12 protein-coding genes are annotated in these 14,078 nt (G+C 47.5%); 5 read left to right on the top strand and 7 right to left on the bottom strand.

Annotated features, from left to right (window positions below; genetic code table 11):
• Positions 1-128: 128 nt before the first annotated feature.
• Positions 129-1,376 (top strand): CCA tRNA nucleotidyltransferase, encoded by a 1,248-nt coding sequence (locus SIB42_RS02060; protein ID WP_067093279.1) that lies wholly within the window; start codon positions 129-131, stop codon positions 1,374-1,376.
• Between the two features lie 29 nt (positions 1,377-1,405).
• Here the strand turns inward: SIB42_RS02060 and SIB42_RS02055 are convergent, their stop codons facing one another.
• From SIB42_RS02055 to SIB42_RS02045, 3 genes are read right to left on the bottom strand one after another with little or no spacing between them, the layout of a single operon-like run.
• Positions 1,406-1,567 (bottom strand): DUF5989 family protein, encoded by a 162-nt coding sequence (locus SIB42_RS02055; RefSeq protein ID WP_231856343.1) that lies wholly within the window; start codon positions 1,565-1,567, stop codon positions 1,406-1,408.
• 24 nt (positions 1,568-1,591) lie between these two features.
• Positions 1,592-1,987 (bottom strand): SxtJ family membrane protein, encoded by a 396-nt coding sequence (locus SIB42_RS02050; protein ID WP_074160711.1) that lies wholly within the window; start codon positions 1,985-1,987, stop codon positions 1,592-1,594.
• 5 nt (positions 1,988-1,992) lie between these two features.
• The gene (locus SIB42_RS02045) at positions 1,993-3,855 is read right to left on the bottom strand and encodes a carbamoyltransferase (protein WP_067093278.1); all 1,863 of its coding nucleotides are present in this window, start codon (positions 3,853-3,855) and stop codon (positions 1,993-1,995) included.
• 122 nt (positions 3,856-3,977) lie between these two features.
• On the opposite strand from SIB42_RS02045, the gene SIB42_RS02040 reads away from it, so the two are divergent.
• The 4 genes from SIB42_RS02040 (at position 3,978) to SIB42_RS02025 (ending at position 9,138) form a co-directional block, all read left to right on the top strand.
• Positions 3,978-5,069 carry an SGNH/GDSL hydrolase family protein gene (locus SIB42_RS02040; protein ID WP_156485133.1) on the top strand — a complete coding sequence of 364 codons (1,092 nt, stop codon included), beginning with the start codon at positions 3,978-3,980 and terminating at the stop codon, positions 5,067-5,069.
• Between the two features lie 373 nt (positions 5,070-5,442).
• Positions 5,443-6,789, top strand: coding sequence for a sugar transferase (locus SIB42_RS02035; RefSeq protein ID WP_067093277.1), 1,347 nt, complete (start codon positions 5,443-5,445; stop codon positions 6,787-6,789).
• 10 nt (positions 6,790-6,799) lie between these two features.
• On the top strand, positions 6,800-7,933 hold the full coding sequence (locus SIB42_RS02030; protein ID WP_156485132.1) for an SGNH/GDSL hydrolase family protein: 1,134 nt from the start codon (positions 6,800-6,802) through the stop codon (positions 7,931-7,933).
• Positions 7,915-9,138, top strand: coding sequence for a glycosyltransferase family 4 protein (locus SIB42_RS02025; protein ID WP_231856342.1), 1,224 nt, complete (start codon positions 7,915-7,917; stop codon positions 9,136-9,138). The genes SIB42_RS02030 and SIB42_RS02025 overlap by 19 nt, the downstream gene beginning before the upstream one ends.
• Before the next feature lie 70 nt (positions 9,139-9,208).
• Here SIB42_RS02025 and asnB read toward each other — a convergent pair whose 3' ends face one another.
• The 4 genes from asnB to SIB42_RS02005 are packed head-to-tail and all read right to left on the bottom strand — an operon-like array spanning position 9,209 to position 14,061.
• The gene (gene asnB, locus SIB42_RS02020; RefSeq protein ID WP_067093274.1) at positions 9,209-10,942 is read right to left on the bottom strand and encodes an asparagine synthase (glutamine-hydrolyzing); all 1,734 of its coding nucleotides are present in this window, start codon (positions 10,940-10,942) and stop codon (positions 9,209-9,211) included.
• Between the two features lies 1 nt (position 10,943).
• Positions 10,944-11,990, bottom strand: a complete 1,047-nt coding sequence (locus SIB42_RS02015; protein WP_231856341.1) for a glycosyltransferase family 4 protein — start codon at positions 11,988-11,990, stop codon at positions 10,944-10,946.
• A 5-nt stretch (positions 11,991-11,995) separates the two neighbouring features.
• Positions 11,996-13,201: a glycosyltransferase family 4 protein gene (locus tag SIB42_RS02010; protein ID WP_067093272.1), complete on the bottom strand. Its 1,206-nt coding sequence runs from the start codon at positions 13,199-13,201 to the stop codon at positions 11,996-11,998.
• Positions 13,198-14,061 (bottom strand): glycosyltransferase family 2 protein, encoded by an 864-nt coding sequence (locus tag SIB42_RS02005; protein ID WP_231856339.1) that lies wholly within the window; start codon positions 14,059-14,061, stop codon positions 13,198-13,200. Before SIB42_RS02005 ends, SIB42_RS02010 begins: the two co-directional genes overlap by 4 nt.
• Between the last annotated feature and the right edge of the window lie 17 nt (positions 14,062-14,078).

The following is a 14,078-nucleotide window of genomic DNA, read 5'->3' as shown; positions in this document are numbered from 1 at the left end:
TGATTGGCCGGTGCCACGGCACTGCTCACTCGCTGATGTTCCGCTAATATTAGATCGTGTTTCTGGGGCTGATGTTCTCCAGTTGCAATTTTTTTACTTCCATTAGTTGTGTAGAAATGGTGTAATGAATGAAACTTATTAGCGCCTTAGAGTTTCTCGATATTCCTTCTGATCTGATCACTGCTTTGGCTTTACAGGCCGAGCACTTGCATAATGGTCGTTTGGCTTTGGTGGGAGGTGCAGTTCGCGATGCTCTTCTTTCTGAGATAGACCCTTGCATCTACCCAAGATCACCTGATCTCGATTTTGTATATGAGGGTGATATGAATTTATTTTGTACTCGTTTGCAGACATATTTTGGTCCCAGACGTATTCAGGAATTACGGCTTCATGATCGCTTTGGAACAGCGAATTTACGGCTGGATATGGTCATGATTGATTTGGCGTCTGCACGCCTTGAGACTTATCCGTTTCCTGCAGAGAATCCTCTGGTTGTTTTTAGTTCGCTTGAAAATGATCTTTCTCGACGTGATTTCACTGTCAATGCTATGGCTTTGGTACTTAATGCTGACGGCGACTCGCACCTCTTGGATCCCTATGGTGGGCGCCAGCATTTGATCGCTCGGGAACTCGTTTTTCTTCACGATGAAAGCGTGGCGGAAGATCCCAGCAGGGTCATACGCGGTGCTCGCTATGCAGCTCGTTTGGGATTTACTTTGGGTGTGCAATCCATTCTTCAGGTTAAGTCCACCCTGCAACTGTGGCCTTGGTCTTGGCGCATTGGAGACCCTGTTGATTTGGTTCCGCCTGCGTTGGGTACTCGTCTCCGTATGGAGCTCGAGTTGCTTTTCGACAATGAGCCCTGGCCTCAAGCTTTGTCCTCTCTTCGGTCATGGTCGGCTCTGTCATTGTTGGATCAAAATTTGCAGAATGACTCTCTCCTTTATCCTCGTTTGCGCTGTGCAAATCGTCTTCAAATACCACTTTTGTGTGCTTTGATTAGTGGAGCTGCAGATCCTGTAGCACTTTCGCAACGTCTCCAAATTCCTGGTCAGCAGCAAAGTTGGTTAGAAGAGCTTTTGCTGTTTCGACGTTGGCTTGAAAGTGATGTTTTGACCACCTCCTGGGTTGAGTGGGGTGCTTTGAAGTGGACATGCTCATTGGAGCAGCAAAGTTGGACTCCAGAAGTTGTGGCTCTTGCTATTTGTGAGCATCAGATTTGTTGGCGTCCGCTTCTGCGCTGGTGGGGACGTTGGCGTCACGCTTCTGCGCAGATCACCGCAAGTGAGCTTATGAAGCAAGGTTTTCAGCCTGGACCTCGATTAGGTGAGGCACTCCATAAGTCTCGGTTGCAAGCTTTAGAACGGATGCGGTAGGTTATTTAATTTCAGAGATGTTGATTTGGCTAGAAAATCGTGTAAATGAACGGTGCAATCACTGATCCCTGTGTGAAGACTAGTAAGGCGCCCATTAGCACAAGAGTGATGATGAGTGGTGCCAGCCAGTATTTTTTACGTACACGCATGAAATCCCAAATGTCTTTGATCAGTTCAAATAAAGCTTGCATGAGAATTTGTTTCGAATGTGAGATTTAGAAAGGTCGAGTTAAATCTGTTGGTTTGCGGGTTATGCGCTCTCTATAGCTGCTGGTCGATGTTGATCTCCGACGAAGTGGGTCATATCCAGTCAACCGCATAACCGCAGCAATCGGCTGAAGCACAATTACAAACACTGTTCCAAGGATGATGTGACCATTGACCCAGCCCAGAGCATGTCCCAGCTTCATCCACCCTCGGTAGGGAACGGAAAGCATACGCGGGGATCCCAGGCTGAGTATGAGGGATGGAATCGCAATCCAAATGGTCCAGAGGTGAAAGCTGCGTCCACGGAGCGTTGGTAACAGCCAGCCCAACAGCAGCGGAAATCCAATGGCTATCAAAAAGCCGAATTCACGCAGTTGTCTTGTCGTCGGGGATGGATTTGTCATCGTGATCAATCTAGTTCGAATTCTTGCATCCAGTTTTCCTTTTGTTCTGCTTTAGGCTGTTGATCCTTCAATAGCAGGTGATTCTCAAGCACTAATACATCCATTTCTGTACGCATGAAGCAGCGGTATGCATCTTGCGGAGTACAGACGATCGGTTCTCCTCGCACATTGAACGAGGTATTAACTACTGTTGGACAGCCAGTAAGGCGTTGAAAACTTTTAATTAGATTGTAGTAGCGGGGATTTGTTTGTGAGTTAACCGTTTGAACTCTAGCTGAGTAGTCGACATGTGTTATAGCGGGTAACGTTGAACGTGAGATTTTGAGTTTGTCGATGCCAAACAATTGCCTTTCTTCAGCATTCATCGAGCGACAGAGGTCCTTCTTTACGGGTGCCACTAATAGCATATAAGGACTTTTCAAGTGTAAATCAAATTGATTGCTCACCTCTTCCTCAAGAACTGATGGCGCAAATGGCCGGAAACTTTCTCGATACTTAATTTTAAGGTTCATTGTGCTCTGCATCTCGCTATTGCGCGGATCTCCAAGGATTGAGCGTGCGCCAAGTGAGCGTGGACCAAATTCCATTGCACCGTTAAACCAACCTATGACTTTACCTTGGTTCAGAAGTACTGCTAGGTAAGAGAAGAGGTCTGTATCGGAGATAAATTGATAAGAAGCATTGATTTTGTTTAGATAGGAAGCGATCTCATGATTGCTAAACTTTGGCCCCAAATAAGTTCCCTGCATTCCATCTTCGCTGTAAACATTGCGATCTTGTTGAAAGTAATGATGTTCAGCTATCAATGCTGCGCCGATCGCTGAGCCAGCATCCCCACTGGCTGGTTGAATCCATATTCGCTCAAAGATTCCTTCTTTCAATAGCTTGCCGTTTGCAACGCAGTTAAGAGCTACACCACCTGCTAGACACAAGTTGCGAGCTCCAGTTTCTTTTTGCAGGCTTCGGGCTATTTTGACTACGATTTCCTCAGTTACTTCTTGAATTGATGCTGCAATATCCATATGGAATTGGCTTAATTCTGTTTCTCCTTTGCGCGGTGGACGTCCAAAGAGCTTATGAAATTTTCGTCCGGTCATTCTGAAGCCCCGGTGGAATTTGAAATAACTCAAATCAAGTCGAAATGTTCCATCTTGCTTAATATCGATGAGGTGATTTTTTATTTCATCAACAAAACGAGGTTCTCCGTAGGGAGCGAGACCCATAAGCTTGTACTCCCCTGAGTTCACTTTGAAGCCGCAGTAGGAGGTGAATGCCGAATACAGCAGTCCAAGAGAGTGAGGAAAATTAATTTCCCAAAGAGGCTTGAGTTTTTCGCCTGTTCCTGTCCAGGCTGAAGTCGTGACCCATTCTCCAACCCCATCCATACAGAGTACTGCTGCTGATTTGAATGGGCTTGGGAAAAAGGCTGCCCCAGCATGCGACAGATGATGCTCGCTGAATAGTAGCTTTGGTAGTTCAGTTAACCGCGGCTTGCATGTTTCAGCGGCCATTTCGTCAGCCACCGCTCGTAATTGCTTCTTCAGTTCTGCTTTTAGGAATAGTTTTTCTTTCAGCCAAACTTGCATAGCTGCTACGAATGAACGACCTCCGCGTGGAGCTGCTCCCAGATAGGTCTCTAGTAAGCGTTCAAACGTCAGCAGTGGCTTTTCGTAGTAGACGACAGCGTCACAGTCCTCAAGCGTTACTCCTTGGCTTTCAAGGCAAAAACGCATAGACTGTCTAGGAAACCCTGCGTCATGCTTTTTGCGACTGAAACGCTCCTCTTGGGCTGCCGCTTTGGTCATACCATTCACCACTAAAGCCGCAGCGCTGTCGTGGAAGTAAGCAGATATGCCGAGAATGCGCATTCAGTGCAAGCTGATACAGATATAATCTCAGATCCTATGGGGATGAGTCAAGCGTTCAAAATACAAGAAAAATCCGATTAGCTGCTGTCTTTCGCGTAGTATTTGCATAATTTTTTGACATAATGAAAATCGTCAAATTGGTTGGTATTAATGTTGTTTTATTGGGAGCAGCGTTATTTGGTCTTGAACTTGTCTTTGGGAATTGGTTGCAGCAGAATCCAGCTAAGCGAATCCCTGCAATATCCCGACAATCTGGGCGCACTCATAGTTTTAGAACTTATGGCTTGACCGGTGAAGATGTTATTGTCAATTTTAGACGTGATAAGTACGGCTTTAGAGGTAAAGTAAATAATAATAATTCGAGGCAAATCTTAGTTTTGGGAGGATCGACTGCAATTGAATATGTAGTTCCTGAGAGCCTTACTTGGGCTGAACGACTTCAGGAAGGCCTGAATTCCATAGTTAGCAATACTTCACGCGAAGATGTTGATGTTATTAACGCTGGTGTTTCTGGCCAGACTCTTCTGGGGAATAAATATTCAGTTGAACTTTGGCTGAAGCACATTAAAATTCTTAATCCTGAGATTGTAATTATTTACTATGGTCATAATGATGCGCTCTATAGCCTTGATAAGGTTGATAGATATTCCGCAAGTGATCCTGATTTAAAAACTCCTGGATTAAAAGAACGAATTTTAATTAATAGTGCTTTGGTTATGCTTATACGCTCATTAAAGGGAAATGTAGACTCATGGGTATTGAATAACAATAATCTTTTTGACTATGTTGAAGGCGTGCTTCCTGTCCAGGGTGAAACGTTTGTCACAGGTGAATCATATTCGCGAGTTGCTGAAAGTTCTTATGCGCAGAAGCTCGATAATTTGATTGAATCTATAGTTGAATCCTGGCCCAAAACAAAAATTATATTTGTAGCCCAATCTAATCCAAATTGCTATTTCCTGGATCATTACTCTTATCGTTCATATACTAAGAACACGCTCTGTGAGGATCTTTTGGCCATCCATGATTTTACAAAAAACACAATAGCTTCAATGAAAGGTTCATTTAGAGATACCCTTTTCTATGAGCCTCTGTTTCTTGACAATCCCTATGATCGCTCTGGTTCAAGTGACGCAATTCATGCAAACTCACGAGGATCGAGCGGAATAGCAGACAAGCTAATTCAACGAATCAGCAAGTATTTAACACTTTGAAGCCTGTCTAATTTGGAAATGAAAGACTTGTTCCCGGTTCCATAAATATTGATTGGTGTTGATATGTTTGTTAAATATTTTAGGTTAAATCTGTCTATTTGCGAGCTTCGTGCAACAACTATGTCTGCTTCTGCAATATATCCTTAAAGTTCAATACGATTGATATAGCTTGTTTTTAGAGTATAGTCCGTCCGATATTTTGTTAGCTCCTGGTTTGGACTATCTGACACTTTTGGTAGACAAAGTGTTTAGATTTTCTTGCCATGCTAAGTGTCGTTTACCCTTTTCCAGCCTGGAGACTGTGTTGTCCTTGCTCCATTATTGTAGAAGCTGACTACTTGATAGATTCCGTATGCTATGGAGAGCTCCCTGGATGCAGGAACGCCTTGCTTTGGTTGGTTTGGCGTTATGGGACCTGATTTCTGTAGCGATGAGTTATAACTTCGTCTATTGGCGCCGCCTAGGAGATTGGCCTGGCTTTGCAAATGGGCTTGCTGTGTTGCTACTGGTATGGATCTGTTCTTCGTATCTATTAGGTCGCTATTCAGGACGGCCGATAACAGGTTGGCGGGACTCGAAATATTTACGTTTGGGTGTTGTTGTTGCCTTGGTCCTGGCTTTATTTGTTTTCCATAGCTGGTTTTTTGTGGTGATTGATGCAGGAACCCGTTTTCGTGGCTTCTTGATCCCTTTGTTAGCTATAGCATCAATTCTGTCTATTTCTGGTCAGATATTGGTTCGTCGTAAACGTAGAAGATTCCAAAAATGGTTGCTTGTGTTGTCCGACTATGAACGACAAATATTAGAGGGTGAGTTGAACTGTTCTAATGTTCTTTCTTCTTCTACGCCTTCCTTGTTCAGTTCTGAGAATTTTGAGTCTTTGTTCTTAAAAACTGGCATGATTAGTTCTGAGTTGGTTGATGTGACAGTCGCGATCAGTAGTCAGGTTAACTTGAACGAAGATGCAGTGGAATCTTTGCTTGCATTGCGAGGTCAAGGTTTACAGATTCGCTCTCTTGTTGATTGGTGTGAAATTGTTTTGCATCGTGTACCACCTGAATTGATTGATCAGCGTTGGTTTATTGACGCTGATGGTTTCAGCATTCAGCCTGGACGCCTTGCATGGCGTTTGAAGCGCCTTTTTGATGTTTTGGGGGCATCGATTTTAATTATTCTGACCTTTCCCCTTATGTTATTTGCAATGGCTATTGTTAGGCTTGAAGACGGCGGTTCAATTTTTTATTCACAAATTCGAACTGGTCTTTATGGTGAACGTCTTAGGATTTGGAAATTCCGAAGTATGCGAGAAAATGCAGAATCCGACGGTATCCAGTGGGCCGCGATAAATGATTCTAGAACTACCTTCTTTGGAGGTTTAATGCGTCGTTTAAGGATAGATGAATTACCTCAGTTGTTTTCTGTTCTCTCTGGTAAGCTCAGTTTAATTGGTCCAAGGCCTGAGAGACCTGAGTTGGAAAAAGAACTGGAAATTAAGCTTCCTCATTATCGTATTCGTCATTGGATTCGTCCTGGACTTAGTGGTTGGGCTCAGGTCAATTACCCTTATGGAGCTAGTGTGGAAGATTCGAGGATGAAGTTGAGTTTTGATCTTTATTATGTACGTAATGCTGGTTTTTTCCTTGACCTTCTAATCCTTTTGCGTACCGTTCGTTTAGTTCTAAAAGCTGAGGGTGCTCAGCCGATTGCAATTTCTCGCTGAAGAGTAACAGATGCGCTTCTCTCGTTCACTTTCTAATATTTTCTTATTTTTTGGTGCAGGTTTAGTTTCTCTTGTTTTTGTTGAGATAAGTTTGCGGGCATTGAGTATACACCACCCTGCTTTTTACATTGTAGATGCTCAACGTGGTTACGGTCTACGTCCGAATGCCCGCGGAATTTATTCCCGTGAGGGTCATTCAATTGTGGCTATCAATTCAGCTGGTTTTCGTGGTTCTCTTCCTTCTAGGAGTCCAGCCGATGGTGTTTTCCGAATTGCTGTGCTTGGTGACTCTTTTACCGAGGCCCTTCAAGTCAATGAGAATGAGACGTGGGTGAAAGTTTTGCAGAAGCAGCTAAATAGCTTAAATGATTGCTCTCTGCTGGAGGGACGAAAAGCTGAGATTCTGAACTTTGGCGTTGGTGGGTATGGCACAGGTCAGTCTCTTTTGACCTGGCGCTATCTCGCCAGCAAGTTTCGTCCAGATCTAGTGATCCTTGCTGTTTATCCTGGTAATGATTTTAGTGATAATGAACCTATTGCTCGCGATGACCGTCCTTATTTCAAGTTTTCCGTAGATGGTAATTTAGAACAAGACAATAGTTTCAAATTATCTAGTAGTTATCGTTTTCGAACTTCAATTTTCGGTCTTTTGCTTGATAACCTTATCAACCACAGCCGTACTTTGCAGCTTTTGAATGAATCAAAGAATCGTTTCGCAGCTCTTCGGCGCGAATCATTTACGTTCCGATCAAGTTCTACATCTTCCCCCCCTTCTCCGCCCCTTCCAGCTTCTTCCGAAGCATGGAATTTGACAGAAGCTCTGATTAATAAGTTGTACCAAGAAGTGAATGTGACTGGCGCACGGTTTCTGGTCGTCAGCACTACCAGTCCAGATCAAGTCTGGCCTATTGCGAGTGAGAGATCTTCTTCAGTGTTCCTGCAGGAAAAACGTTTGGCAAATCTTCTTACTTCTTCCCAAATTTCTTACCTATCTCTTGGACCCTTATTGCAGCATGCTGTGGATGAAGCTTCTGCAATATTTTACTTGCACGGTTTCTCTGATAATTCAGGGCACGGTCATTGGAATTCAGATGGTCATAATGTTGCTGCGCGACAGATCGCGCCATGGTTATGTCAGCAATGATTTTTTCTCGACATTGTCGTAAGCGGCTTGCTGTATTGATTACGCATCCTGTCCAGTACTTTCAGCCTGTATTTGAGGCACTAGCCAATGATCCGAGTCTTGATTTGTTGGTCGTTTTCGGCTGCGATCACGGAGTTAGGGTAAGCCACGACCCTGATTTCGGTATCGATTTCGCTTGGGACTCCGCTCTTACCGATGGTTTTCCCCATGTGTTTTCTAGTGAACTACCGCTTTCTGCTCTCTCACGGCCTTCGACCGCTTGGTCTTGTGCCAAGCGTTCCTGCCAGTTGATCCACAACTTCAAGCCTGATCGAGTTCTCATCTTTGCTTATACCCCTATTTTTATTACTATTACAACATTGCTTTTACGTCAGTCAGGAGTGCGTTTAATGCTCCGCGCGGATGGAACTGATCGAGCTTTCTTTCGTAGTTTCTTTAAGAACTACCTTAAGGACATTTTGCTGAGTTTTTGGTATCGCCAGTTCGATGTTGTGTTTCCAATCGGCTCTGACTCTAACGATCATTTTTCCCGACTCGGTGTCCCTTCTCATCGTCGTTATCCTGTGAGCTACGCAGTTGACACTACTTTTTTCGCAGACCAGGTGAGGCAATGGGCCCCCCATCGTGTCATGTTACGACGCGAGTTTGGAATTGGTCCAACTGATCTAGTGTTGCTCTGGAGCGCCAAGATGACGGAGGTTAAAAATCCACTTCTTCTTATCGAGGCCCTAAATGAACTTCCTGAGAGCCTCCGACGTCGCTTTTGGCTTATTGCGATGGGAGACGGACCGTTGAGATCTTGCTTCGAAAGTAATGCCAGATCTATTCTTAAGGAACGTTGCCGTTTCCTTGGTTTCCGTAATCAATGTGAGTTAGGCGAGGGTTATACCATTGGAGATGTTTTAGTTTTTCCATCCTCTCAAGGTGAGACCTGGGGTCTAGTTGTCAATGAAGCTCTTCAGTTTGGTCTTGCCGTTCTTGCCTCAGACCATCCAGGTTGTGTTCGAGACCTTTTATTGAATCGTGACGATCTCCCTGCTGGTTCCAGTGTTTTTCCATCTGGAGATGCGGCGGCATTAGCATCTGCTATGCGTAATCTGGCAATTCGTTATCCTGCTGGTTTTGTTAAAGCACCCTTGACTTCGTTGCCGAAACCTGAAGATTTGGCTCAAGCTGTAGTTGCTGCGTTACACCAATCCAAGTGAAAAAGAACCACTTGCAATTCAGATCCTTTTCCTACTGATCATGGCTTCCTAAAACTGAGCCTTTAGTTCATTAGGTTGATTTTTGCTCCAGCCATTCCGCTAACACCACCCAGCGCCAATAGGGCGCTATTCGCCCAGTGGCTTTCATTATTATCCAGCATAAGGCAATCATCCTTCGTGGTATGTGTAAGTCATGTACTGCCAGTGTTTTCTGGAGGATTGAGTTAATCCGAAGGGGGTGGAAACGTGGGTGCTGAAGTAGCCAAGATGCCAATGAAAGATTGAAGCCTTGTTTGGGGGCCTTCAGCACGGCCGCTGGCAGTAACGGCTCAGCTAGGCGTCTAAGTAATGTTTTGTTTCCTTCGATCTGATGCAGATGTTGTGGAATTTCTAGCGCTAAGTCCACAAGATCTTGATCAAGGAAGGGTACCCTGAGTTCCAGCCCCTGGGTCATCGTTGTGACATCGCCATCACGCAGCAAAGTGTCTTGTAGGTAACCCGCCAGTTCCAATCGGCTGCAGGCTTGCTGGCAGGCAATGTCCTCCATGTTTTCCAATCCGGCTCTTTCGAGCCGCTCGCGTTCCAAGGTTCTTATTTGGTGATTGGTTAGTCCATGTAGTCGAATATGCCTTGCCTTATTGGCTGCCTTCAGCGAGCCCTTCAGCATGTGGGGATATCCTCCAAATAGTTCATCGGCGCCTAAACCTGAAAATGCCACACGTATGCCCTGATCACGCGCAGCTTTTGTGACCAGAAACGTGTTGAATCCATCGATGCTGGGTTGGTCGATCGCCTTGATAAATGCATCGAATGAATTGTCGAGATCAGCGATTCCGATTCGTAGTGTCTGGTGCTTCAGTCCAAGATGACTGGCAGTGACGGCGGCGCGTTCAGATTCATCTAGAGCCCCTTTCAGACTTTGAAAGCCGATGGAAACGCTTTGCACTGGCTTGGACTGATGTCGTTGCAGGGTTGCCGCCAGAAGACCTGAGTCGAGGCCCCCGCTTAGATACATCCCAACGGGATGGTCGCCGATGCTTTGGCGTGCGACGGCCAATTCCAATGCCTCCCCCACGGCTGTTGTAGCACTCGCCAGAGTCCAGTTTTGTGGTTTAGGTGAGATAGGCGCTTGCGTTGTGAAAGGTTGCACACTCCATTGCCCACCTTGTTCTCTTACAGCGGTATGTCCTGCTGGGAGGCTTTCAATACCCTCAATCAGGCTGAGTGGACCGGCGATTGCACCCCACAGCAGGTAACTCGTAAGTGCGTGGTGATGGATTCGGGCTGCTCCCATACAACCCGAGGCCTGAAGGGCACTGAGTTCTGAGGCGAAGGCGCAGCGGCCATCACGATCTCGTTTCCAGAGCAGTGGTTTTACCCCAAAGCGATCGCGCGCCAGGGTTAACCGCCGGCTGCGGGTCTCCCAGCAGGCCGCCGCAAAAATGCCATTCAGTCGGGCCCATACGTCTTGGCCCCAATGTTGGAAACCCTGCAGCAACACTTCTGTGTCGCAGTGAGAGCGGAATGGATACCCCTCCTGCACCAGCTGGCTTCGGAGCTCCTGCTGGTTGTAGATCTCACCGTTAAATACCAGCACAAGGCCGCTATCGCTAGCCACCATTGGCTGATGGCCTAAAGGTGAGCAGTCTTGGATCGCAAGTCGAGTGTGAAGGAGTTCGAGGCCATCGCTGCGCCCACTCTCGCGCCAGCAGCCACGGTCATCAGGCCCTCGTCCCTCAAGGGCTCTCAACACAGCCTCAGTGTTGATGGCCGGATAACCCAGCGCGCCAAACAATCCACACATGTCAGATCCTCAGGGCTTCCTGGAGCTGACAGTTGAAGCGTTGGGCAGAGAAGTGCTCTAGAGCATGGGCCCTGGCTTGGCGGCCTCGTTTTACGGCGAGGTTAGGAGTGTGAATCAGTTCACGAAGAACCTGCACAAGCGCTGCTGATTCAGGAGGAATCAGCCAGCCGGTTTCACCGTGGCGTATTAAATCGCTTTGACCGCCTACTTCGCAGGCAATGGAGGCCCGCCCAGCTAAGGCCGCCTCCAAGTAAACGATTCCGAACCCTTCACCGCTCGCTTCTCCGCGTTCATTGATGGAAAAGAAACTCGGCATGAGGAAGATGCTGGACCTAGCAAAAGCGGCTTGAAGTGCTTTGTCGGAGAGGGGGCCATGAAATTGCACCCAGGGTTCCAGGCCAAGGTCCGCCACGCGTTGCATCAGCTTCGGTCGCTCGTCGCCTTCACCAATTACTTCCCATACCAATCCATTCTTCAGCTCACTCTGGCGATTTAACTCATCCAGAGCTTCCACGATTAGCCGATGACCCTTGTAGCTCTCGGCAAGGCTCATACGCGCCACCGTGAGCAATGTGAGAGTGGCTGGTAGTGGCGCAGGAGGTGTGGCCGGATCGATTAGATCTGCCATCGGGTGTACCACGCTGATAGGGCATGGAATGCATGCCAGTTGCTCTCTGGTGAACCTGCTACTGGCAAGCAGTTTCCGGCAGCGACTCAGTGCTCGGCTCTGTGCCGTCCGATTGCGACCCCAAACCTCAATGCCGTGAACCCAGCAGAGGAGATCTTGATCTCGCCTTCGGCACCATTTCAGCCAGTGCAAAGGCTTCAGCATCAGCACGTGCATGCTGAGCACCTGCTTGCTTCGCCATAAGGCTGGCAGCAGCTGCAGTAGAAACCACATGCGTCCAAGTTGACGTCCTAAACAGCCGGGCCCCAGTCGTTTGGGCGTGAGAAGTTGCACCTTGTGACCCGTGGATTCCAGGCTGTTCTGTACCTGCAAGGTCAGGCGCTCGATGCCACCTCTGCGGCGAACGTCGAAGCTCAGCAACAGGATCATTGGAGTTGCTCTAATAGGTGTGCGTAAGCCATGACCGAACGCTCGCGACCAAAGCGTTCTGTATACAAAGACCTGGCCCTGTCGCCCATCGCTTTAACCCTTTCAGGCTGTTTGCTGAGCTGCAGCAGTTCCTCGGCAAGTGCCGCACTTTCACCTGGTTCCACCACCACACCAATACCTGCGTTGAGCACGATCTGGGCCAAATCACAGTTCCGCCTGGCAACTACAACAACTCCTCGTCCACTGGCCAAAATTCCATAGAACTTGCAGGGGGCCATGCTGTTTTCAGCCCCAGGCATGAGGCTGATGGCTGCCAGATCGCATGCCCCCAGACTGTATGGCAATTTGCCTCTGGGTTGGTAGGGAAGCCGCAAGATGTTAGTTAGCGCATTGATCTCGCAAGATGCATCGATCTGAGACTGCTTTGCTCCTCCTCCGATGAATACGAATTGCACCGGATGTTTAATCAGGATGCTGGCAGTATCTAAGAGTGTTTTGAGGTCGTGTAGGCGCCCAAAATTTCCTGAGTATTGAACCGTGAAACAATCTTGAAAGCCGTGTTCTGCCGCGAAGGGGTTTACAGAGCGGGGTAAGGCATGCGCTTGTTCCACAGCCCAATTGTGTATAACTGCAATTGGTGTGCGTTGACCGAGATCACGAATCAATTGTTGGCGCATGGCGTCACTCAGCACGATCGTGCTGGCTGAATTCCTACATACCAAGCTCATCAGCCAGCGCAAGGTATTTGTGACTGGGCTTGATGGTGGAAGCAATCCGCTGATTACGGCTGTTTGGGGAAATAAATCTTGGAATAAAAAGACGTAGGGCAATCCCTTCAGCGTGCGTAAAAGGGGCCCGAGCAGGCCAATGAAGGGTGGGTTGGATACGATCAGAATGACATCGCCTTGCCGGCCCCGAACTAGACACCAAGTCAGACTGCTGATTAAAAAGTGCACGCCGCGCAGTGCTTTGGAAAAGACTCCATTCCTGCTTTGCTTGGTGTGGGTTTTCTTTAGACGGACAACCTCCGTTGCCTTTGATGGCGAGGGTGTTTCCTGATCAGGCGTTGCGGTAACCACGGTCACCCTCCAGCCAAATCCCACAAGATCGTTAGCGAGATCAGTCATCAGCTGAGCGGTTGCACTAGTTCTGGGTTGAAAATGCTCACTTACTAGAAGCAGTCGACGGCCTCGTTTGGTCACAGAGTTTGACCTGCTACGGAGCGTTTCTTTTCGATCACTTTTATGACCGTAATCAGGTCATAAAAAGCCATCATCAGTGCAAACAGAAGGCCTTGCCAGCCTTCGCGGAAGCCGCCTTGAAAGACATATTTCTGCAGAAATCGCAGCAGTGGTCTTGCTGGCCAAAGTCGGGTGCTTAGGGTTCTTAGACGGAGTTTGCGCTTGGTTTTAAAGGCTTCATGATCATTCTTTCGTAGGTAGGCCCAGATCTGATCTGCCTCCCATTTTGCATAGCGAATGTGTCGCTCTAGCCAGTCATCCATGCCTTTACTAAAGGCATAGTGTTCGTAGGGAGCGGTGATGCGACCCACTTTGCCTCCGGCAGCAAAGCTTTCCCAGACACCACCTTCAAAGAACAGTTTTTCTCGTTGAACCAGTCGTGGATGCCAGTTGGGATACCCCTGCGTGTGTTTCAGCCAGCGGCCCATGAACCAGTAGCGCGGTGTCAGTTCAAATCCGTCAGGTGCACCCCTCTGTCCGATTGCATGCTGGATCGCTTGTCGACACTCATTAGAGATTTCTTCGTCGGCATCAAGAAATAACACCCACTGGCTGCGAAGTCCTCCCTCCTTCAGAGCCCAGTTACGTTGTTCGGTGATCAAGAACCGACCCAGTTGGCGATGTTCCACCACCATGGCGGCTGCTTGGATCGCCACTTGCTGGCTGCCATCGGTGCTGCCTGAATCCACAACGAGTAGTTCATCACACCATGTCAGAGAGGCCAGTGCTCGTGGAAGGTTGACAGCTTCGTTGAGGCATAAGACCACCGCAGCAATCGAGGGTGTAGTTGAGGTCTGTTCTCGCAGGTTCTGGTTTTTCACAGATTCACGTATGAGTC

Origin of the sequence: Synechococcus sp. MIT S9508 (assembly GCF_047303045.1) — a bacterium.
Classification (GTDB): domain Bacteria; phylum Cyanobacteriota; class Cyanobacteriia; order PCC-6307; family Cyanobiaceae; genus Synechococcus_C.
The sequence above is the reverse complement of the archived record's forward strand: the minus strand, read 5'-3'. Positions and strand labels throughout refer to the sequence as shown.

Coding starts and splice junctions, on each gene's coding strand:
- SIB42_RS02060 (WP_067093279.1), top strand. CDS start 129: ATGAAACTTATTAGCGCCTTAGAGTTTCTCGATATTCCTTCTGATCTG.
- SIB42_RS02055 (WP_231856343.1), bottom strand. CDS start 1,567: ATGCAAGCTTTATTTGAACTGATCAAAGACATTTGGGATTTCATGCGT.
- SIB42_RS02050 (WP_074160711.1), bottom strand. CDS start 1,987: ATGACAAATCCATCCCCGACGACAAGACAACTGCGTGAATTCGGCTTT.
- SIB42_RS02045 (WP_067093278.1), bottom strand. CDS start 3,855: ATGCGCATTCTCGGCATATCTGCTTACTTCCACGACAGCGCTGCGGCT.
- SIB42_RS02040 (WP_156485133.1), top strand. CDS start 3,978: ATGAAAATCGTCAAATTGGTTGGTATTAATGTTGTTTTATTGGGAGCA.
- SIB42_RS02035 (WP_067093277.1), top strand. CDS start 5,443: ATGCAGGAACGCCTTGCTTTGGTTGGTTTGGCGTTATGGGACCTGATT.
- SIB42_RS02030 (WP_156485132.1), top strand. CDS start 6,800: ATGCGCTTCTCTCGTTCACTTTCTAATATTTTCTTATTTTTTGGTGCA.
- SIB42_RS02025 (WP_231856342.1), top strand. CDS start 7,915: ATGGTTATGTCAGCAATGATTTTTTCTCGACATTGTCGTAAGCGGCTT.
- asnB (WP_067093274.1), bottom strand. CDS start 10,942: ATGTGTGGATTGTTTGGCGCGCTGGGTTATCCGGCCATCAACACTGAG.